The following is a 19,724-nucleotide window of genomic DNA, read 5'->3' on the forward strand; positions in this document are numbered from 1 at the left end:
CCTGCCGACATCGTGGCAAGAGGCGATTGAGCGGCTAAAAACTGCGTCATTTTACTGATTTTGCATAGGAAACATGTGCAAAACGTGGTAGGACTTTCGTTTTTCCCCATTTATGCCGTGCAAAACGGCGGCAAATACGGTATAGTGTCGTTGTGCGCTGCAATATGTTCCCTTGAAGCGATAGCAATACCGCAGTAAATGCACTACAAACGCAGTACAAACTTAGCAGCTTCGCAAGCCTTAGCGCATCCACAGGATGCCGCTTATAAAGCCCTCCCGCCTTGTGTGTCGCACCTGACACCGTCCCGGCGCAAAGCTTTTGTGCCGAAATTTCTTTCTAGTTGAGTCATTTCGTTTTGGTTGGCGTTGCTATTTTGCGTTCTGCTTTTTGCAAGAACGCTGATTTTTACGAAAGAAAAGAATGACATTTGAATCCTTAGGCCTGCATCCGTCCATCATCGCCGCACTGACCGAATCGGGCTACACCGCGCCAACCGCGGTACAGTCGCAAGCGATTCCCGCCGCGATCGAAGGCCGTGACTTGCTGGTCTCGTCGCAGACCGGTTCGGGCAAGACCGCAGCGTTCATGCTGCCGTCGTTGCACAAACTGGCCAGCGCCGAACAAAGCGCCGCCGGCAAGACGCCAAACCAGGAAATGCAAGCATCGCGCGCCCGCGGCGAGCGTCCACGCTTCAAGGCTGCCCAGCCAAAAATGCTGGTGCTGACGCCAACGCGCGAACTGGCCCTGCAAGTGACCACCAACACCGACAAATACAGCAGCGGCATCCGCCGCATCAAGGCTGTGTCGATCCTGGGCGGCATGCCTTACCCTAAACAAATGCAATTGCTGGCCAAGAATCCTGAGATTCTGGTCGCCACCCCCGGCCGTCTGATCGACCACATGGACTCGGGCAAGATCGACTTCTCGCAACTGGAAATCCTGGTGCTGGACGAAGCCGACCGCATGCTGGACATGGGTTTCATCGACGACATCGAAAAAATCGTGGAAGCGACGCCAGAAGGCCGTCAAACCATGCTGTTCTCGGCGACTCTGGACGGCGTCGTTGGCAACATGGCGCGCCGCATCACGAAAAACCCACTGGTTATCCAAGTGGCAAGTTCGAGCAACAAGCATGAAAACATCACCCAGCGCGTCCACTTCGTCGACGATCTGTCGCACAAGAATCGCCTGCTGGACCATCTGCTGCGCGACGAAACGCTGGATCAAGCTGTTGTGTTTACCGCCACCAAACGTGACGCTGACACCATCGCCGACCGCCTGAACATCGCCGGTTTCTCGGCTGCCGCCTTGCACGGCGACATGCATCAGGGCGCGCGTAACCGCACCCTGGACGGCATGCGCCGCGGCCAGGTCAAAGTGCTGGTCGCCACCGACGTTGCCGCCCGCGGTATCGACGTACCGACGATCACCCACGTATTCAACTACGATCTGCCGAAGTTCCCGGAAGACTACGTCCACCGCATCGGCCGTACCGGCCGCGCTGGCCGCAATGGCCTGGCCATCTCGCTGGTGAACCACGCTGAAGGCATGAACGTCAAGCGTATCGAACGCTTCACCAAGCAATTGATCCCAGTCAATGTCATCGAAGGTTTCGAGCCTAAGAAAACGGCATCGGCACCACGTTCGAGCGCCCGTCCAGGCGGCTGGAAACCAGGCGACAACCGTGGTGGCGCAAAGCCAGGCCAGCGCACGTTCAGCAAGCCGGGCGCACCACGCAAGGATGGCGCGCCTAGCACCGGCGGCGGCTACAAGGGTTCCAACCCGCGCAGCACCGACGGCGCACGCCGCAGCTACGGCGACCGTTAATCACGGCGCCCCGCCGCCGATAGGCGGCAAGCAATAAAAAACGGCCACCAGATCACTCTGGAGGCCGTTTTTTTTTGCGCGGCGCATTTATTTCTTCGACACCTTCTGGCGCGACAGCTTGCGCAGCTTGGCCTGTTCGAAGCGCACCTGCTGCTCCGGCGTCTCCAGCACCAGCGGCGGCACGGCCACCGGCTTGCGGTCGGCGTCCACCGCCACCATGGTGAAATAGCAGCTATTGGCATGGCGCACCAGACGCTGCTGGATGTTTTCCGTCACCACGCGGATGCCCACTTCCATCGAGGTCGTGCCTGTGTAATTGATGGCGGCGAGGAACGTCACCAGCTCACCGACGTGAATCGGCTGCAAGAACATCACTTGGTCCACGGACAGGGTCACCACATAGCTGCCCGAATAGCGGCTGGCGCAGGCGTAGGCGACACTGTCGAGGTATTTCAGGATGGTGCCGCCGTGCACGTTACCGGAAAAGTTGGCCATATCGGGCGTCATCAAGACCGTCATCGTCAGTTCGTGGGCCGACCAGTTCATCGCGCTGTCCAAAAGTGTTCTCCAAAGGGGATATAAAAGTGTGGGGATGTAAAAACCGGCCTCAGGGGCCGGCTGCTCGGTGCAAAGTCTAGCCCGGCAGGCAAGCTCCTCTGCTGACAGTGCCTCAGGTGTGCGGACAAGGGGCGCACAAGACGCGTGGCAAGCCACGCGGCGACGGACAAGGCAGTCCCCCGCGTCTGAGCGGCGCCGGCAGACGATGTCTTCATCTACCGGGAGAGGCGCTTACAGGCCCAGGGTGTCGATGTCGACCAGCGAGTCGCGGCCCTTGTCAGAAATGTCGTGGCCCTCGCCTTCCGCGCGCGCCACGATGTGGGCTTTCTTACCCAGGAAATAGGCCACCTCCGAGTCCAGCTTGGTCAGCGGATCGGCGGCGACGGCGCGCAAACCCATGATGCAGCGGCGCAGGAACAGCAGTTGTTGTGCTTTATCGGTGATGGACAGACGGCCATCGCGTGCATAGCTGAGCAGCTTCAGGCCGGACAGGCGCTTGGCATTGCGGGCAACGCAAGCACTGGGGCGCTCGGTCTTGATGCCGCGTGCAACTTGCTCCAGCGCGTCATATTCATCGGTTGTTAATTTCTCGTTCTTCATTACTTTTCCATAAAAGGCCAGGTGTTCGGCCCTCATGGTACGCGCCCAGCAGCGCATCGGCAACAGGCAACGTAATTCAGTCGCCGCCAACACCACCGACGGCATGCTGAAATGCGCGCAGATTGCGCCTATTTGTAGCTACGCAGCAGCAGCCACGCCAGGCCGCAACCGGCCACGGCGCCTGCCAGGGCCAGCGCTACGAGGTTTTTGCCAGCCATCACAGGGCGTCGGCCCAGATAAATTTTGTTATGCAAGGAATTGCCCACGGTGGTCTCCTGTACAAGAATTTTTATGATGTCTTATTATAAGAACAGAATCGTGACGACCACATGACACACAGCAGTTAGCGCTTGATTTGTATCCACCAGGCAACACTTATTGGCGTTTCTGTTGTTTAAATGGCGCGGCGATACTGCCGCCTGCGCAAACCATTTCCGAACAAAAATAGACAGCGCGCGGCTGTGGCCCGGCAGCGTAGCGAGGCGCACGTGCTCGAATGCTTGCTCTTAAGCCATCTTGACGGGTGGTGGCGGTGGCGTCGGTTCCTCGACCGGCACGGGATCAGCGTACGGCGGCTTTTCCAGCGGCGGCATCAGCGGATCGCCTTCGGGCGGCGGACCGGTATCCGGTTCAGGCGTGCTGTGGGCGCGCAACGGGGCATGACGCGATTGTAGTTGCATGGTGACCTCCTTTGCCACACTGTAAGCGATGATGAAAAACACTGGCGCCCGCGAGGCGCGCGCTCCGTGCTGCCGGCGCCGCACCTGGCATGACTAGCTCAGCTGGGATAGGCATGCAATTGTGAGGGCCAAATCGAATGTCGATTTTTTTTACATACGCGCGAAAAACGACCTATCTATTTTTATAAACTATTGAATTTAAATACAAATATTACATGGTACGAATTCTGCCTCAAGGGCGTATGAGGTTATCTGCGGCAGCCGCCACAGTGACCTGCTCCGATTCACCCTCACGCTGAAGGAAATACCATGAAACCGCTGTCCTCAGTCCTGCGTCTCGCTCTATCTGCTGCTGCCATCGCTGCTGCGCTGATCAGTTCTCCCACACTCGCTGGTCCTTTATTTACCGCCGATGAAGGCTCCGTTCCCGGTACCGCTCCCAATCTGGTGGTGGCCGACCGCATCAGCTTTGAATATCACTCGCGCGTCGAACAAACCATCGTTGGCGGTTTGGGTGGTGGCAACGATCCCTTCACCCAAACTGGCTTCCTGACCAAGGCCGCTTTCGGCAGCCCCAATGGCGGTAGCGTTCCATCGCAACTGAACGCCCTCAATGGCTATGGCATCTATGGCCTGTTTACCATCACCGGTCAGTCGAATGGTTTGGGGTCCGGTATCCTCGCCAACTTTCAAACCCTGAGCATGACGCTGTACATCGACCCCAACCAGAACACGTCATTGTCGGTCAGCAACGTAGCCGGTTCGCCGGTAACTGTGGGTGGCGTCTCCGCAGATGACTATGCGATCGTCACCTACACGCTTGATGTGGGCGAAGCACACGTTTTCAACGGTCTGGCGCAAGGCGACTTCAAGGCCTTGATGAACGCCACGCTGACGCCGCAAGGACAGTTATTCTTTGTTAATCCCAACCCGTTTTTCCCTTTCGAGTCTCTCAGCGGAAATACGAACAGCTTCGTCGGTGGCAGCTTGACGAATAGTTTCATCGCGATGTCCGACGGCGGCGGCCTGGAATTATTTCAAGCAGCTGTACCTGAACCAGGCACCATCGCCCTGCTCGGCATCGGCCTGTTTGGCCTGGGCATGACTGCGCGCCGCCAGCAAGGCGGGCAGCGCCAGGCTTGACATGCGCTGATCGAATTGACAAGCCGTTCATGTCTGAGCGGCTTTTTCCACTACGGCAGCCGGCAAACTCCTGCCGCTCACGCAGGCATCCTCGCATCGACCGGCGCCACCAGCAAATCTTGCAGCGGCCGGCGCAGCGAGCGCGCCTGAGCCTCAGGGCCGGCGCCGATGCGGCCAAAGAACACGGCCCGCTCGAGCACCGCCGCACCGAGTACGCCCTGGCATTGCAGCGCCAACTCCTGCGCCAGCTCCTGCATGCCTTCGGTGCGCGAAAAGGCTTGCCGTTCACGCACATAACGGGCAAAAATCAACGGCGTCAGTTCCGGCTGCAACTGCACTCCCAGCTGCGTGGCCGTCAGCCAGAAACGCTGCATGGCACGGCCCGCCGCCACGTAATCGTCGATGTGGCGCGCCGGCGCATCGGCCAGCAGCACGAAATGTGCGGCGCAATACAGCCCCGGCAGCAAGTCCATCTGCAGCCGCGGGGCAATGGTGCCTCCCAGCCAGGTGTTGAAAAAATCCACGCGGCGCCAGCTATGCATGACCCAGCGCATCAGGCGCCCTGTGATCGGATCGATACCCAGCGCCTGCTCCGGGATGCGCTCGCTACTGAAACGCGCGCCCCATTCGATCACGTCACGGTGCACCTTGTGCGCTTCGGGCATGGTCAGACGCAGCTTCGCATTATCGAACAGCAGGCGCGCGCAGGAAAGGCGCGCGCGCCAGCCTTCGAACCATTGCACGCCGTAGCCGGGCGGCAAACTGGCGGCCAGCGCCGCCTTTTCGCTGGCGCGCAGGCGGCGCGTGCTGAGCCGTCGTCGCTGCACGCTGCGCTGTGGCAGGAACGCCGCCAAGGGGTCGGGCAGCATGCCTGGACTGTCGGCAAAGCGCACGTCAAACTTGGGCAAGGTTTCGGGCAAGCCGCCGCGCCGGTGCGCCTCCATGCACAAGCCATGGCTGCTGGCCGCCAAGGCCAGGCTTTCGAGCAAGGCGCCCACCGATAGCTGGCTGGGATGGCCGTCAAGGTCATACACGCAATGGCTGCGCGTATCGAAGCCATGCACGACGACATGGCGCGGCGCGACGACTTCAAAGCGCCACGGTTGCGTATTATCGCCGCTGGGCGCCCAGCGCGCCTGGTCGAGGATGTTTTCCAGCACGGGATCGAGCAGCAGTGCTTGCGTCATTTATGCCCCCTGCGCGGCGCGACGCCGCTTGATGATGGCCATGCTCAGGCGTTGCAGCGGATGACGGTTGCCCCCGGGACGCCATGTGTGCACGAGCTTGTTGCGGTAGGCGTCGAAATGCATGCCATGCGGCGCCGCCATTACCTTGCCGCGCTTCAAGAGTATTTTTAGTGCCTCGGTGGCGGCAGCGCCCGCACACAGCTGGCACCCCATGATGGTCGATGGCCCGCGCCGCTGCTTGAGGTTGATGGCCGACGGGTCGACCAGGTAGCGGCCGTGCAAGCCCGCTGGCGCCAGCCCGACAAGAAAACGCAGGGCTTTTTCTTCTTCAGGCAAGTCGCCCCAGCCGAAATACGCGTCGAACGTCATGCCGCCCGGCATGAAGTTGAGCACGGCCGTCCCCATGCCCAGCGGCGCGGCCGTGATGGCAGGGATGCCGAGGCGCGCACAGCAGGCGAAGGTGGCTTGGCGCGCGCCAAAGGCGAAGAAATCCAGGCCGTCCACATACAGGTCGACACCGGCAAAAAACGCTGCCAGATTGCTGTCATGTATCCCGTCTGGAAACTGTTCAATCTCCAATTCAGGATTGATGTCCGTCGCCATCTGCGCCAGCACGGCGACCTTCGGCTGGCCCAGGGTGGACATCATGGCGCCGGCTTGGCGATTGAAGTTGGCGATATCGAAAGTGTCGAAATCGGCGATGTGAAAAGCACCGATACCCAGCCGCACCAGGGTCAGCAAATGCACGCCCCCTACGCCACCCATGCCGGCAATGGCCACGCGCTTGCCACGCAAGCTATCCTGCTCGGCCGGCGTGACCCAGCCCAGGTTGCGGGCAAATGCTGCAGGATAAGAAAAACCGTCTGTCATGCCAACCTCTTCTGTACGTTCCTAAAGAACCAAGAATAGTTTGACAGACGGTCGGGCGATAAGTTCCCGCCAGGATGAGGGCTTAGCGCGCCAGACGGCGTGGCGCAGCCACTGCCGTGTGCGAGGGCAGCGCCACATGCCGCGCCGCTGCGTCCACCTTGAACACGCTGACGATCTGTGCCAGCCCGGCCGCCTGCTCGTTCATGGCTTGCGCTGCCGCCGAAGCCTGCTCGACCAGCGCCGAGTTTTGCTGCGTCATGTTATCCATCTCGGCGATGGCCTGGTTGATCTGCTCGATACCGGTGCTTTGCTCGGCGCTGGCCGAGGAAATCTCGGCCACGATATCGGTCACATGCTGCACGCTGCTAACGACTTTTTCCATCGTCTCGCCCGCCAGCGCCACCAGTTTTTCACCGGCGCCCACTTGCTCGGCGGAACTATCGATCAATTGCTTGATTTCCTTGGCAGCAGCCGCCGAACGCTGCGCCAGGTTGCGTACTTCGCTGGCCACTACGGCGAAGCCACGGCCCTGCTCGCCTGCACGCGCCGCCTCCACTGCGGCGTTCAAGGCGAGGATATTGGTCTGGAAGGCGATGCCGTCGATGACAGCAATGATGTCGCCGATCTTTTTCGACGAGGCATTGATGGCACCCATGGTGTCGACCACCTGGCTCACCACACCACCCGCCTGGGTCGCCACTTGCGAGGCAGAAATGGCCAACTGGTTGGCCTGGCGCGCATTGTCCGCATTCTGGCGCACGGTGGAAGTCATCTCTTCCATGGTCGACGCAGTTTCTTCCAATGATCCCGCCTGCTGTTCCGTGCGCGCAGACAGGTCGTGGTTACCCGAGGCAATCTCGCCCGACGCCGTGGAAATGGCATCGGCATCGTTGCGCACCTGGCTCACCAGGTGCGCCAGGTTATCGCGCATGGCCTTGATCGCCATCAACAAGCTGTCCGTGTCGCCCGGGCGCGTATCGATGTGCGTAGTCAGGTCGCCCTGAGCGATTTGCGCGACGATGCTCACTGCATAGTCGGGTTCGCCGCCCAACTGGGCCAGGATGCGGCGCAACATCAGGGCCGCCAAGGCGCCCACCACCAGCATCAGCGCGCCGCCAATCGCCAGCAGCACGCCGGCCTGGTCCCAAAACTTGTCGTTGATATCATCGATATAGGTGGCGGTGCCGATCACCCAGTTCCAGGGCGCAAATTTCACCACCGCGTACATCTTCGCCACGCGCTCCTTCACGCCGGGACGCGTACCATCGGCTTGCACCAGGCCGATGCGGCTATTGGCCAGCGCTGCCCGGTAGCGGTCACCCGACTGCTGCATATTTTTTTGCGGCGTGCCGATGCGCGCAGGATTCGGATGTACGTACAGCAAGTCGGTACTGAAGTCGCGCACAAAATAATACATCTCGTCCTTGACGAAACTGCCGAGGGCCAGCTTGGCCTGCTGCTGGGCCTGCTCACGCGTGAGCTTACCCGACTGTTCCAGCGCATACGCCTTTTCCACCGACGCATTGGCCAGCTCCACCAGCACCGTCAATTGCTCGACCCTTTCGGCCATCATGGTCTGGCGCAAGGAATACAGAGAGAATGAAGCGATGAGGACGATGCCCAGCAAGGTGCTGAAACACAATAAAAGAATGCGCGAACGGAGAGTCATGGTAGCCCGTGTAAAAAAAATGCAGCGTGGAATTATAAACAATTTCCATAAGGAAATCTTTTCAAAAATGCAAAGCGGGCGGCACTACCAGGCTGATGCCCGGCAGGCACCGCCCGCTTTGATACTACTCGAATGTCGTTAGCAGATCACGCCAGCGCTTCCTTGGCTGCCTCTTCCGGCGTCAAGCCATCGTAAAATTGATCGGTGAACCATTCGACCTGCTCTTCGATATGGTCTTGCGCCTGCGCCACAGTCGCGCCACCAGCCACGAGGAAGCCTTCGACCTCGATACACCAGTTGATCAACTCCAGGGTTTCCGGGTCGAGCTCTTCTTTCTTAGCCATCGTATTTCCTTGCTTGTAAAATTGCGATATCAGATCAATAATGCATAGTTTAACAGCTTCGGCGTCCTGCGCCCCCTGCTGCCAAACAATAAAAATTACTTGACAGCAACTTCTTTGCGTTCCGGGTAGAGCACCACTTGCACATAATTGTGCAAGTCCAGATAGCGCTGCGCCGCCTGCTTGACCGCTTGCGGCGTGATGGCGCCCACGCGGTGCGCATAGCGCAGCGTATGCTCAAGATCGCGGCCCTGCGTCACAGAACCCATCAGTTGCTTCATCCAGTAACCATTTTCCCGCAAGGATTTCTGCTGGCGCGTGATCCAGTTCAGCTTAACCTTTTCCAGGTCGGCCACGGACGGCCCCTCGGCCTTCATTTTGTTGATTTCGGCAAAGGCCGCAGCAATTACTTTGTCCACGTTCTCCGGCCCCGTCGGCAAGTTCAGCGCCACCGAATAATGGCCATACGGATGCTGGCCCATGAAAGTTTCAAAGCCGCCGCCATAGATCATGCTCATTTTTTCGCGTAGCACTTCGATGACTTTCAGGTTCAACACCTCGCCCAGCGCTTGCAGGGTCAATTTTTGCTCGTCCGAATATGCCACGGCGCCATTGAAGGTGATGGAAATCGTGCTCTTCGGCTCGCTGCCCATGTAAATATCCTTCTTGACGATCCCGGCCACCGGGCGCATGCCCACGTCGCGGTAGGCGTGCGGCAGCTCGGCCACCGGCAAGGTACCCAGGTAGCTGGCGATCAGCGGCTTGATCTTGTCGAGCTCAAAGCTACCGGCGAAGATGAAGGTCATGTCGCGCGCGCTGGAAAAGCGCTGACGGAAGATCTCCAGCGAGCGCTCCAGGCTCACCTTGTCAAAGTCGGCCACGCGCGGCACGCCATCGACGCGCGGGTTGTCGCCGAACATGGCGTGCTGGATGGCATCGTAAAACACGGCTTCCGGCTGTGCCATACTGTTTTTCGCAAAGTCCTGCTGCTTGCCGATGAAGGACTGGTACAGACCGGCATCCTGGCGCACGTCATGGAAATACAGCGTCACCAGTTGCAGCATGGCTTCCACGTCGGCGCTGCTGGACGAACCGCCAAAGCTTTCGCTCAGTTCGCCCAGCGAAGCGCCCACATTGACGGTCTTGCCGGCCAGAACCTTTTGCAAATCGAGCGGCGCCAAGTCCTTCAAGCCCATGCTGCCGACCACGGCGCTGGCATAGCGGGCGTTGTAGATATCGGCATCGCCAAACAGGGACTGGCCGCCGAAGCGGGTCGAGCCCATCAGCACCTGGTCATTCTGGAAGTCCGTCGGTTTCAGCAATACGCGTACGCCGTTGCCCAGGGTTAGCTGCGTCACGCCGGTGGCGCTATTCAATTTTTCGGCGACGATGCTGCCGCCGGCCGGCGGGCCATCCATCAGCTTGCTGGCAAACACTTTTTCCTTGCGCGGCTCGACTTTTTGCTGCTCGGCGCGCGCCACTGCGTCGAGCAATTGCTGCTGCGTCGGCACAGTCGAGGCCGTATCGCCGGCTTTCGGCTCGGCACCCATGAAAACGACGAGTTTCTTTTGCTGCTCAGGGATGCCCCTGGCCGCCGCCGCATTGATTTCCTCTAAGCTGAGCTGCGGCATGAGTTCCTGCGCGTACAAAAATTCATTGGCGATGCCGGGGATGGCTTCCTGCTCCAGGAAATTGAGCGCATATTCGGCGACGAAACCGGCGGAATCGGACTTGTCGCGCTCGCTGTATGCGCGCTCGTAATTGCGCAAGCTGTTCTTGCGCGCGCGGTCCAGCTCATCCTGGCTGAAACCGAAGCGGCGCGCCCGCTCATCTTCCTGCACCAGCGCTTCAATGGCCGGCTGCACGCCGCCCTTGCCCAACAAGGCGTACGCGCTGAACGACTCGTAGCCGCGCACCAACTTGCCCATGCTGCTGCCGCCGTCGATGAAGGGCGGGTTGGCTTGCTGCGTCAACTCTTGCATACGCGCGCTGAGCATCTGGCCATACAGGTTTTCGATCATCTGGCGACGGTAATCGGCAATGGTGACGAGCTCTTGCGCAGGGCGGATCTGGTAGCGGATGAAGACTGTGTCGACCGATGCTTCCTTGTCCGTGATCACCAACGCTTCCGTCTGCGCGCGCGGCGGCACTTCCGCATACAAACGAGGACGCGGGTGCACGGGGTTTTTCAGCTTGCCGAAATGCTGCTTGATGAGCTTTTCAGCCTGTTTCGGCTCGACGTCACCGACCACCATCACGGCCATCAGGTCGGGCCGGTACCAATCCTTGTAGAAACGCTTGATGGCTTCCGGCTTGAACGTTTTCAAGACAGATTCCTTGCCGATCGGAATACGTTGCGCATAGCGCGAACCGTTGAGCAGCTTCGGATACAGGACCTTGTTCATGCGGTCGCTGGCACCCTTGCCCAGACGCGCCTCTTCCAGCACGATGCCGCGCTCGCTGTTGATGTCGGCCGGATTCAAGTTCAAGCCATGCGCCCAGTCTTCCAGCACGAGAAAGCCTTTTTCCAGGTTGCCCTTTTTTGTCGTGGGAATCGGCAAGATATACACGGTTTCGTCAAAGCTCGTGTAGGCGTTCAAGTCGGCGCCAAACTTCACGCCGATCGATTGCAAATAGGAAATCAACTGATTACGCTTGAAATGCGTGGACCCGTTGAAGGCCATGTGTTCCGTAAAATGCGCAAGGCCTTGCTGATCATCATCTTCCAGGATGGAACCGGCTTTCACCACCAGGCGCAATTCCACTTTCTGGGCCGGACGGGCATTTTTCTTGATGTAATAGGTCAAGCCGTTCGGCAATTTTCCTACGGTAACTTCTGGCGCCAGCGGCAGCGGATCGCTCAAACGGATTTCTGCCTGGGCCATGCAGGCGCACGCCAGCAAGACAGCGCCCGAGATCAGGCGTAATTTACTCAGCTTCATGTATTCTCAAGGGTAATATTGGGTCACCATACCTTACACTAAAATCATCTTTCCGCCCTTAAAAACAGCTTAGGAGAAACTGTTTTTCTTATGCAACTTTGCCCGACAAGAAACTTGACAGTGCCTCGCCACACTTTTCATCTGTGCTAAAGTATTGCCGCCGGTCATGTGGACCGGCACAACAATACGTCTTCGGGGCGGGGTGCAATTCCCCACCGGCGGTAAGACCGGCAACGGTCAAGCCCGCGAGCGCCTGTCAAACATCGTTTGGCAGGGTCAGCAGATCTGGTGTAACTCCAGAGCCGACGGTATAGTCCGGATGAAAGAAGATGTGCAGTAGTGTGCTGTCCCATCGCCACGGCGATGCGGTCAGTTGCGTCCATTCGCTTGCCCTGCAGCGTTTTTCGCCTATGCGAGGAGCGTTTCGCCATGTTAGTCAACAGCTACACCCTGCTTTCCAATGACTTGGAAGGTCGCATCCAATCCGCGCTGGCCGCCATGCGCGCCGGCATTGCCGTCATTCTGCTCGACGATTTCGACCGCGAAAATGAAGCCGATCTGATCTTGTCGGCGGAAAAAATCACGCACGAAACCATGGCTTTGCTGATCCGCGAGTGCAGCGGCATCGTCTGCCTGTGCCTGCCGACGGACGTCGTCAGCGCGCTGGAATTGCCGCCCATGTCGTCCGACAATGGCAGCCGCTACGGCACGCCATTTACGGTATCGATCGAGGCGCGCGACGGCGTCACAACGGGCGTATCGGCCGCCGACCGGGTGACCACCATCCGCGCCGCCATCGCCAAGGACGCCAAGCCGGCCGACCTCGTGCGCCCTGGCCACGTCTTCCCCCTGCGCGCTGCGCCCGGTGGCGTGCTAGAGCGCCGTGGCCATACGGAAGGCTCCGTCGACCTGTCGCGCATGGCGGGCCTGAACCCTGCCGCCGTGCTGTGCGAACTGATGAACCCGGACGGCAGCATGATGCGCGGCGACGATATCGAGCGCTTTGCCGAACTGCATGGCATGCCTATTCTGACCATCGAAGAACTGGTGGCGTGGCGCAGCACGCGCGAACAGTAAGCGCTCAGGCGGCGGCCACGGCCTTGGGCAAATGTACATGTTTGTACACGAGGCCCGCCGCCAGGCCATACGCGACGGCAATCGTCGCGTAGGCCAGCGGCAAACGCAGCGACCAGTCCTGCAGCATGTGCAGGATGCTGCCGATCAACGCCACGCCCACCAAGGCGCCGATTTGCCGGTTCGCATTCAGGGCCGCCGCCGCACTGTTCGCATGCTGCTTGCCGGCCACCCGCATCACGGTGGCCGTCATGGTGGGAATGGCAATGCCGATGGCCACGTTCATGACAGCCGTGCCCAGCGCCAGCAGCGCGTACGGCGTACCCGGACGCAAGCCCATCAGCAGCAAGGCCATGACGGCGCCCACCAGCAAACCAGCCAGCATGGGCAAGCGCGTGCCATGACGTGCCGCAATACTTCCCGCCATGAAGTTCCCCACCGTATAGGCCGCCATCATGGGCAACAGGCGCAAGCCCGACTGCAAGGCATCGGCGCCGCCAGACTGCTGCAGGAACAGGCTCAATAAAAACAGCTGGCCAAAAACGCAGAAATCAATCAAGAAGCCCACGCCATTGGCCGCGCCAAAGCTGCTGCTATAAAACAATTCACGCGGCAACAGCGGATGGCTGCCGCGACGCTCGCGCCGCAACAATTGCCAGGCCGACAGGACCATCAATGCCCCCGCCGCCAGCACGCCAGGCGACAGCAAGCCCAGCACTGGGCCTTCGATCAAGGTAAAACTCAGACCCGCCAGCGCCGCCACACCGAGCACATGGCTGAACAGCGACAAGGCGCGCTGCTGGCGCGCCGGCGCGGCCAGCAGCACTTGCGCCATGACGATGGCCAGCACGCCCAGCGGCACATTCACCCAGAAGACGCTGCGCCAGCCGAACTGATGTACGAGGATGCCGCCGATCAGGGGGCCGGATGCGCCCGCCACGCCCACCAGCGCCGACCAGGCGCCCAGCATGCGCGTGCGTGGCAGCCCGGCAGCCTAGCCGCACACAATCATTCTCAAAAGAAACTTTATTTCTTATGAGTCTGATAAAATTCGCAACCCCGTCGCGCCCAGCCGCTGCCACGCCGCCGCGGGATCCCTCAATCCTCATGGAGAATTTTTATGCTTATCTGGCAAGGCTTCGGCATACTCGCCCCCCTTATCTGTTTTATCGTCGTACTGGCCGCACAAGCGCTGTTTGGCGCCACCCTGGGCGAGGAATACACGAAGAGCCACACATGGACCCTGGCCCTGGCTTTCCTGCTGGCAGCGGCCGCCAGCTGGTATGCGGGCGTGCGCCTGAACAGCGCGCCCGGACGCGAATTGATCGACCCGAGCACGCAGGAAAAAGTGATCTTGCGCAAGCGCCACACCCTGTTCTGGATTCCGATGCAATACATCGCCGTGCTGATGGTCGTGATGGCCGGCTTCGCCCTGTTCGAATAGGCGCGCACGCTAGCCGTGCTTGACGGGGCGGGCTGATGTTAAGATGCCATGATGACCGTTTCCGTCTCCCTCATCATCAGCCTGCGCCGCCTGCACCGAGCCAGCATGGCTTGGCTGGTCAGCTGGTGGCACATGCTGCATTTCGCCACCCTCATGTTTTCGCTGGCCCTGTCGCCATCGAGCTATCAGCGCGCCAACCGCCCCATCCTGGCGCACCGCCTGGTATCGGATACGGCGCCCAATCTCGTGTGGTTCAGCGTCGCCTGCGCGCTGCTCAGTCTGGTGCTGATCCGCATCGTCGTCGTCAGCGCGCAAAGCTACGGCCTGTCGCACTATGCGCTGGAAATGGTGGTGCGCGTGCTGGTGCTGGAACTGATACCGCTGACGGCTGCCCTGTTCGTGGCCCTGCGCCTGAGCCTGCCCGACGGTATCGCGTTTGCGCAAATGCGCGCAAGCGGCATGCTCGACACCATGCAGCGCCAGGGCGTCGATCTGCTGCGCCGCGAGTACTTTCCGCGCGTCATGTCGGGCATCTTCGCCGTCTGGATGCTGGCCATCGTCAGCTGCGTCAGCTCGCTGATACTCGCCTATGTCAGCATCTACGGTTTCACGCCGTGGGCGCTGCCAGGCTACACGCGGGTGGTCGGGCAAATCTTCAATCCCGCCGTGGCCCTGATCCTGATGCTCAAGGTGATCTTTTTCAGCTTTGCCGTGGCGCTAATCCCGCTGGCCTCCTCGTACTATCAGACACCGGCATACGGCCGGCGCAACCGCGTCTGGGCCGCGCACGGCCTGTCCGAGATGCTGCGCTTGTTTTCCGTCATCCTGCTGATCGAAGTCGCTACGCTGATGGGCAATTACTACTGATGCCCCGGCGCGCCACCGCCAGCGATCCCCCAAACCATCCCTACGAGAGCCAGAATCGATGCGCCAGAGCCAGCCCCCCAATCCCGACCAGGTCGACGTCACGGCGCCCGCCGGTCTCACGCACGATGCGGTACTGCCCGCGCCACCGCCCGTGCGCCACGCCGAGCTGAAGGCGGCCATCCTGCTCGTCTTCCTGTTCGTGCTGCTGCTCGGCTGCGTCGTCTACCTGATGTATGCGCGCGGCGCCTTTGAGTCGACGCAAACGCTGGTACTGACGGCCGGCGATTCGGACGGCGTGAACGTCGGCGCCGACCTGACCTTTTCCGGCTTTCCCATCGGCCGCGTGCAACGCATCGAACTGGCACCGGACGGCCGCGCGCGCGTCATCATCGACGTGCCACGCAAGGATGCGCACTGGCTGCGCAGCAGCTCCATCTTCACCCTGGAACGGGGTCTCGTGGGCGGCGCCAAGCTGCGCGCCTACAGCGGCATCCTGACAGACCCGCCGCTACCCGACGACGCCACGCGCGACCTGCTGGTGGGCGACATGGCGGCGGAAATCCCCCGCCTGCTGGCCGCCGCCAAAGACCTGTTAAACAATCTGGGCAGCCTGACAGGCAGCGATTCGCCGCTCGACGGCACTCTGCGCAATGTGCAGGCCGTCACCGGCAAATTGAGCGGCCCGGGCGGCGCCATGGGCTTGCTCACGGGCGACGACAAGCAAGCGCGCCTGCTGTTCGAGCGCACCAATGCCCTGCTGCTCACGACAGAGCAGCTGGCGCGCCGTACCGATGGTCTGGTGGCCAATGCCGATACGCGCGTCTTCGGCGAAAAAGGTGTCATGACGGATGCGCAGGCGAGCATCGTGCAGCTGAACGCCCTCTTGGCCGATACGCGCGCCAGCTTGAAAAAAGTCGACGCCGTGCTGCTCGAGGCGCAAGCCGTGGGCGCCAATGTCAGGGCGGCGACGGCCGACCTGGGCCCGCTGCGCGCGGACGTGGAAAGCAATCTGCGCAAGGTCGAGCAGCTGGTCAATGAAATCAACCGAAAATGGCCATTCAAGCGCAATCCGGAGATCAAACTACCATGATCAAACGCTCTCTCACCGCGTCGGCCCTGGTCACGCTGCTGTCCACCGTGCTCGCTGCCTGCTCCAGCGGCCCGCCCGTGCCGGACTGGAAAATGAATGCGCAAAGCGCCATCGAACGGTTTCAAACGGCCTATTTGAATGGCAACACCCTGGTCGAGCAGACCGAATTTCGGCGCGCCCGCAGCCAGGTTGCAGGCACCGGCAAGCTCGAACTGGTGGCGCGCATCGAGCTGCTGCGCTGCGCCGCGCGCGTGGCCAGCCTGGCCTTCGGCGACTGTGCCGGCTTTGACGCCCTGCGCGCCGACGCCAGTGCCGCCGACCGCGCGCACGCAGCCTACCTGGCAGGCCAGGCGCAGCCGGCCGACGTGGCCCTGCTGCCTGAAGCACAGCGGGCGGCCGCCGGCGCCAGCTCCGACACGGCAGCCGCCAGCGCCGTGGCGGCCATCAAGGACCCGCTGTCGCAGTTGGTGGCCGCTGGCGTGCTGCTGCGCGCCGGCCGCGCCACGCCGGACCTGCTCGATACTGCCGTGGGCACGGCCTCGGACCAGGGCTGGCGCCGCCCGCTGCTGGCATGGCTGGGCATACAGCGCTTGCGCGCCGAACAGGCGGGCGACATGCCAGCGGCGCAGCGCCTGGCTCGGCGCATGGCGCTCGTCGAGCAGCCGCTGGCTCCTTGAACATGCCGATGAGCGGCCAAACAAAGGAAGAATCAGGCATAATCGAGGCAGGACGAGATGAATGCCGTGCAGCCAACGAGGTATGACGATGCAATTCGAGGACTTCGACCTTTCCACCCCCGAGGCCAGCCGGCATGCCAGAGGCGCGCCCGGCGAAGAGGCACCTGCCGCCACAGCCGTGCGCCTGCAATACCTGCTCGACAATACTCCCTCCATCATCTATTGCACCGTGCCCAGCGGTGATTTCAAGATGACCTTTGTCAGCAACAATGCCTTCAATGTGCTGGGCTACCGGCCCACCGACATGGTGGCCGATCCCAATTTCTGGTTCGACCACATCCACCCCGACGATGCGCCCGGCATCTTTTCCAGCCTGGCGCAAATCTTCGTCGAAGGCGCGCGGGCCTATGAATACCGCTTCCGCGTGAGCGACGGCAGCTATCTGTGGATGCATGACAGTCTGCGTCTGGTACGCGACGAGCATGGCGTACCGTTCGAGGTGATCGGCTCGCTGACCAACATCACGGAACGCAAAGGCATGGAAGCGATGCTGCAGGCGCGCGGCGAAGAGCAGCAACTACTGATCAGCAAGCTGCAAGAAGCGCACGACCAGCTGCTGCAATCGGAAAAAATGGCCTCCATCGGCCAGTTGGCAGCCGGTATCGCGCATGAAATCAACAACCCGATCGGCTTCGTCAACTCCAACATGAGTTCGCTGCAAGCGTATGTCGGCACCCTCTTCGGCGTGATCGCTCAGTACGAAGCGGCGATGCGCGAAACGCCCGCCACGCCCGCCCTCGCCAACTGCGTGGAACAAGTGCGCACGCAAGCCGACCTGGCCTTCCTGCAAGACGACATGGTGGACCTGGTGCGCGAATCGATGGATGGTTTGAAGCGCGTGCGCGACATCGTGCAGGCGCTGAAAGATTTTTCCCACGTGGGCGAGACGGACTGGCAGGTCGCCAACCTGCACGCGGGCCTGGACAGTACCCTCAATATCGTCGCCAACGAATTGAAATACAAGGCGCGCATCGAGAAACAGTATGGCGAACTACCGCCGATACGCTGCCTGGCCTCGCAGCTGAACCAGGTATTCATGAATTTACTCGTCAACGCGGGCCAGGCCATCAGCAGCGACGGCGTGATCAGCATCCGCACCGGCCTTGCGGGCGACTGGGTGTGGGTGGAAATCGGCGACACGGGTTCCGGCATCGCGCCCGAGCACCTCAATCGCATCTTCGAACCGTTCTTTACCACCAAGGCCGTCGGCAGTGGCACGGGCCTCGGGCTGTCGCTCTCGTACGGCATCGTCAACAAGCATGGCGGGCGCATCGAGGTGGCGTCGGAAGTGGGCCGCGGCACGCGCTTCACGGTACACCTGCCGCTGCAACCGCCACTGGCCAGTGCCTAGTTTTCCTTCAGGGGTGCGTACACGCGGATGCTGAGCCGGCCGCCATTCTTGCCTTCGAAATCGAGCAACTGGCTGATCACGCGGGGCGTCAGCACATGTTCGGCAGCGAGCAGCATCAGGCCATCACGGCTGATCAAGTCGCGCGACAACATCATGCCCGGCTCCAGCTGGCCCGACAGCACCGTCAGGTCGCGCGCCGGCGCTTCTGTCTCTTCCATGATGCTGCGAAAGGCAGCCACTACGGCAGGGTCGTAGCGCTTGCCGACGCTGTCATAGATCAAGGTACGCGCTTCGTCGGCGCGAAGCTTGCGCTGCACCATGGCGCCGATCTGCAAGCCGTCATAGTCCGATGCCAGCGCCAGGATGCGCGCGCCCAGCGGAATGGCAAGACCCACCATGCCATCGGGAAAGCCGCCACCGTCGTAGCGTTCCAGTTGCGAGCGCAAGATCACCGACACGGCACGCAGCTCCTCTAGCGCCATCAGCAATTGTTCGGCGCGCAACGGGTGCTTGCGAAAGGCGGCCAGTTGCTCGCCCGTCCAGGCGCTGGCCGGCAGTTCCAGCACATCGTCGCTCAAGCTGAGCTTACCGATATCCTTGAGCAATGCCGCGATGAACACGTCGCGTGCTTCCTGCCCTTCCAGGCCCAGCGCCTGCGCCAGCTTGCGCGACAATTCCGCCACCCGCCGCGCATGGCCGACCAGCTTGCCGCCACGCATCTCGATCAGGTTGGAAAACACCTTGATCGTCGTCACGAACGTCGATTTCAAACGTTCATTGGCCGCCTGCACCTCGTCGTGCGACTGCTTCAGCTGTTGCGTGCGCGTGGCCACCTTCGCTTCCAGGCTGGCATTGAGCGCTTGCAGCTGCACGTTCTGGCTCGCCGTCAGCGCTTCGAGCTGCACTTTTTCCTGCTCCAGCGCGCGCCGTTCCAGCGCGTGGCGCACCACCAGCACGATATCGTTCTCGTCCCAGGGCTTGGTCACATAGCGGTAAATTTCGCCTTGGTTGATGGCGTCGAGGATGGACTGGATATCGGCATAGCCCGTCAACAGCAAGCGCATGGTGTCGGGCCAGCGCTGGCGCACCTGGGCCAGGAATTGGGCGCCATCCATCTGCGGCATGCGCATGTCGGAAATGACCAGGTCCACCGTCTCGTTCTCGAGCAAGACCAGGCCCGCCGCGCCGCCGTCGGCCGTCAGCACGCGGTAGCCGTGCGGGCGGAACAAACGCCGCAGCGACGACAGGATGTTCGGTTCATCGTCGACGCACAGGATGGTCGGCGGCGCGATCACGGTGCTGGTGCCGATGCTGGTGCTGGTGTTCATGCTGTCCCGTTCATT

Annotated in this window: 19 protein-coding genes and 1 riboswitch; of the genes, 8 read left to right on the top strand and 11 right to left on the bottom strand. The window is 61.1% G+C overall.

Annotation, left to right across the window (positions count from 1 at the left end; all coding sequences use genetic code 11):
- The first annotated feature begins 421 nt into the window (after window positions 1-421).
- Window positions 422-1,828 carry a DEAD/DEAH box helicase gene (locus tag H4V96_RS14025; protein ID WP_010399540.1) on the top strand — a complete coding sequence of 469 codons (1,407 nt, stop codon included), beginning with the start codon at window positions 422-424 and terminating at the stop codon, window positions 1,826-1,828.
- 87 nt (window positions 1,829-1,915) lie between these two features.
- On the opposite strand, the gene H4V96_RS14030 is transcribed toward H4V96_RS14025, so the two are convergent.
- From H4V96_RS14030 to H4V96_RS14045, 4 genes are all read right to left on the bottom strand, one after another.
- Window positions 1,916-2,374 (bottom strand): acyl-CoA thioesterase, encoded by a 459-nt coding sequence (locus tag H4V96_RS14030; protein WP_043462425.1) that lies wholly within the window; start codon window positions 2,372-2,374, stop codon window positions 1,916-1,918.
- Window positions 2,375-2,617: 243 nt separating this feature from the next.
- Entirely contained in the window at window positions 2,618-2,986 is a 369-nt protein-coding gene (locus H4V96_RS14035; RefSeq protein WP_029496523.1) for a hypothetical protein, read from the bottom strand.
- Window positions 2,987-3,114: 128 nt separating this feature from the next.
- Complete coding sequence (locus tag H4V96_RS14040; RefSeq protein ID WP_193365534.1) at window positions 3,115-3,252, bottom strand: hypothetical protein; 138 nt, start codon at window positions 3,250-3,252, stop codon at window positions 3,115-3,117.
- 240 nt (window positions 3,253-3,492) lie between these two features.
- A complete protein-coding gene (locus tag H4V96_RS14045) occupies window positions 3,493-3,666 on the bottom strand; it encodes a hypothetical protein (RefSeq protein ID WP_196855530.1) in 174 nt (57 codons plus the stop codon).
- A 309-nt stretch (window positions 3,667-3,975) separates the two neighbouring features.
- Here H4V96_RS14045 and pepA point away from each other — a divergent pair, with 309 nt between their 5' ends.
- Complete coding sequence (pepA, locus tag H4V96_RS14050) at window positions 3,976-4,809, top strand: flocculation-associated PEP-CTERM protein PepA (RefSeq protein ID WP_196855529.1); 834 nt, start codon at window positions 3,976-3,978, stop codon at window positions 4,807-4,809.
- Between the two features lie 77 nt (window positions 4,810-4,886).
- Here the strand turns inward: pepA and H4V96_RS14055 are convergent, their stop codons facing one another.
- The 5 genes from H4V96_RS14055 to H4V96_RS14075 form a co-directional block, all read right to left on the bottom strand.
- The gene (locus tag H4V96_RS14055; RefSeq protein ID WP_196855528.1) at window positions 4,887-5,996 is read right to left on the bottom strand and encodes a nitroreductase family protein; all 1,110 of its coding nucleotides are present in this window, start codon (window positions 5,994-5,996) and stop codon (window positions 4,887-4,889) included.
- Window positions 5,997-6,866: a ThiF family adenylyltransferase gene (locus H4V96_RS14060; RefSeq protein WP_280721007.1), complete on the bottom strand. Its 870-nt coding sequence runs from the start codon at window positions 6,864-6,866 to the stop codon at window positions 5,997-5,999.
- A gap of 82 nt (window positions 6,867-6,948) precedes the next feature.
- Window positions 6,949-8,535, bottom strand: coding sequence for a methyl-accepting chemotaxis protein (locus H4V96_RS14065; protein WP_196855526.1), 1,587 nt, complete (start codon window positions 8,533-8,535; stop codon window positions 6,949-6,951).
- A 146-nt stretch (window positions 8,536-8,681) separates the two neighbouring features.
- Window positions 8,682-8,879 carry a hypothetical protein gene (locus H4V96_RS14070; protein WP_010399555.1) on the bottom strand — a complete coding sequence of 66 codons (198 nt, stop codon included), beginning with the start codon at window positions 8,877-8,879 and terminating at the stop codon, window positions 8,682-8,684.
- Between the two features lie 95 nt (window positions 8,880-8,974).
- Complete coding sequence (locus H4V96_RS14075) at window positions 8,975-11,818, bottom strand: insulinase family protein (protein WP_196855525.1); 2,844 nt, start codon at window positions 11,816-11,818, stop codon at window positions 8,975-8,977.
- Between the two features lie 184 nt (window positions 11,819-12,002).
- Window positions 12,003-12,153, top strand: a riboswitch (FMN riboswitch).
- Window positions 12,154-12,247: 94 nt separating this feature from the next.
- Here H4V96_RS14075 and ribB point away from each other — a divergent pair.
- Window positions 12,248-12,895 carry a 3,4-dihydroxy-2-butanone-4-phosphate synthase gene (gene ribB, locus H4V96_RS14080; protein ID WP_196855524.1) on the top strand — a complete coding sequence of 216 codons (648 nt, stop codon included), beginning with the start codon at window positions 12,248-12,250 and terminating at the stop codon, window positions 12,893-12,895.
- A 4-nt stretch (window positions 12,896-12,899) separates the two neighbouring features.
- On the opposite strand, the gene H4V96_RS14085 is transcribed toward ribB, so the two are convergent.
- Window positions 12,900-13,862: an MFS transporter gene (locus H4V96_RS14085; protein WP_196855523.1), complete on the bottom strand. Its 963-nt coding sequence runs from the start codon at window positions 13,860-13,862 to the stop codon at window positions 12,900-12,902.
- Between the two features lie 150 nt (window positions 13,863-14,012).
- Between H4V96_RS14085 and H4V96_RS14090 the strand changes: the two genes are divergently transcribed.
- From H4V96_RS14090 to H4V96_RS14110, 5 genes are all read left to right on the top strand, one after another.
- Window positions 14,013-14,336: a hypothetical protein gene (locus H4V96_RS14090; RefSeq protein ID WP_010399567.1), complete on the top strand. Its 324-nt coding sequence runs from the start codon at window positions 14,013-14,015 to the stop codon at window positions 14,334-14,336.
- A 51-nt stretch (window positions 14,337-14,387) separates the two neighbouring features.
- Window positions 14,388-15,203, top strand: a complete 816-nt coding sequence (locus H4V96_RS14095) for an ABC transporter permease (RefSeq protein ID WP_029496526.1) — start codon at window positions 14,388-14,390, stop codon at window positions 15,201-15,203.
- A gap of 58 nt (window positions 15,204-15,261) precedes the next feature.
- Window positions 15,262-16,293, top strand: a complete 1,032-nt coding sequence (locus H4V96_RS14100; protein ID WP_280721008.1) for an MlaD family protein — start codon at window positions 15,262-15,264, stop codon at window positions 16,291-16,293.
- The gene (locus H4V96_RS14105; protein WP_196855522.1) at window positions 16,290-16,970 is read left to right on the top strand and encodes a hypothetical protein; all 681 of its coding nucleotides are present in this window, start codon (window positions 16,290-16,292) and stop codon (window positions 16,968-16,970) included. The genes H4V96_RS14100 and H4V96_RS14105 overlap by 4 nt, the downstream gene beginning before the upstream one ends.
- 82 nt (window positions 16,971-17,052) lie before the next feature.
- Complete coding sequence (locus H4V96_RS14110) at window positions 17,053-18,381, top strand: ATP-binding protein (RefSeq protein WP_196855521.1); 1,329 nt, start codon at window positions 17,053-17,055, stop codon at window positions 18,379-18,381.
- Here the strand turns inward: H4V96_RS14110 and H4V96_RS14115 are convergent.
- Complete coding sequence (locus H4V96_RS14115; RefSeq protein WP_280721009.1) at window positions 18,378-19,709, bottom strand: HD domain-containing phosphohydrolase; 1,332 nt, start codon at window positions 19,707-19,709, stop codon at window positions 18,378-18,380. The genes H4V96_RS14110 and H4V96_RS14115 overlap by 4 nt on opposite strands.
- Between the last annotated feature and the right edge of the window lie 15 nt (window positions 19,710-19,724).

Source organism: Janthinobacterium sp. CG_23.4 (assembly GCF_029892305.1).
Lineage (GTDB): Bacteria > Pseudomonadota > Gammaproteobacteria > Burkholderiales > Burkholderiaceae_D > Janthinobacterium > Janthinobacterium lividum_D.

Bases quoted from the DNA above. Each gene is read 5' to 3' on its own strand.
- H4V96_RS14025 (WP_010399540.1), top strand. From the start codon at position 422: ATGACATTTGAATCCTTAGGCCTGCATCCGTCCATCATCGCCGCACTG.
- H4V96_RS14030 (WP_043462425.1), bottom strand. From the start codon at position 2,374: ATGAACTGGTCGGCCCACGAACTGACGATGACGGTCTTGATGACGCCC.
- H4V96_RS14035 (WP_029496523.1), bottom strand. From the start codon at position 2,986: ATGAAGAACGAGAAATTAACAACCGATGAATATGACGCGCTGGAGCAA.
- H4V96_RS14045 (WP_196855530.1), bottom strand. From the start codon at position 3,666: ATGCAACTACAATCGCGTCATGCCCCGTTGCGCGCCCACAGCACGCCT.
- pepA (WP_196855529.1), top strand. From the start codon at position 3,976: ATGAAACCGCTGTCCTCAGTCCTGCGTCTCGCTCTATCTGCTGCTGCC.
- H4V96_RS14055 (WP_196855528.1), bottom strand. From the start codon at position 5,996: ATGACGCAAGCACTGCTGCTCGATCCCGTGCTGGAAAACATCCTCGAC.
- H4V96_RS14060 (WP_280721007.1), bottom strand. From the start codon at position 6,866: ATGACAGACGGTTTTTCTTATCCTGCAGCATTTGCCCGCAACCTGGGC.
- H4V96_RS14065 (WP_196855526.1), bottom strand. From the start codon at position 8,535: ATGACTCTCCGTTCGCGCATTCTTTTATTGTGTTTCAGCACCTTGCTG.
- H4V96_RS14070 (WP_010399555.1), bottom strand. From the start codon at position 8,879: ATGGCTAAGAAAGAAGAGCTCGACCCGGAAACCCTGGAGTTGATCAAC.
- H4V96_RS14075 (WP_196855525.1), bottom strand. From the start codon at position 11,818: ATGAAGCTGAGTAAATTACGCCTGATCTCGGGCGCTGTCTTGCTGGCG.
- ribB (WP_196855524.1), top strand. From the start codon at position 12,248: ATGTTAGTCAACAGCTACACCCTGCTTTCCAATGACTTGGAAGGTCGC.
- H4V96_RS14085 (WP_196855523.1), bottom strand. From the start codon at position 13,862: ATGCTGGGCGCCTGGTCGGCGCTGGTGGGCGTGGCGGGCGCATCCGGC.
- H4V96_RS14090 (WP_010399567.1), top strand. From the start codon at position 14,013: ATGCTTATCTGGCAAGGCTTCGGCATACTCGCCCCCCTTATCTGTTTT.
- H4V96_RS14095 (WP_029496526.1), top strand. From the start codon at position 14,388: ATGACCGTTTCCGTCTCCCTCATCATCAGCCTGCGCCGCCTGCACCGA.
- H4V96_RS14100 (WP_280721008.1), top strand. From the start codon at position 15,262: ATGCGCCAGAGCCAGCCCCCCAATCCCGACCAGGTCGACGTCACGGCG.
- H4V96_RS14105 (WP_196855522.1), top strand. From the start codon at position 16,290: ATGATCAAACGCTCTCTCACCGCGTCGGCCCTGGTCACGCTGCTGTCC.
- H4V96_RS14110 (WP_196855521.1), top strand. From the start codon at position 17,053: ATGACGATGCAATTCGAGGACTTCGACCTTTCCACCCCCGAGGCCAGC.
- H4V96_RS14115 (WP_280721009.1), bottom strand. From the start codon at position 19,709: ATGAACACCAGCACCAGCATCGGCACCAGCACCGTGATCGCGCCGCCG.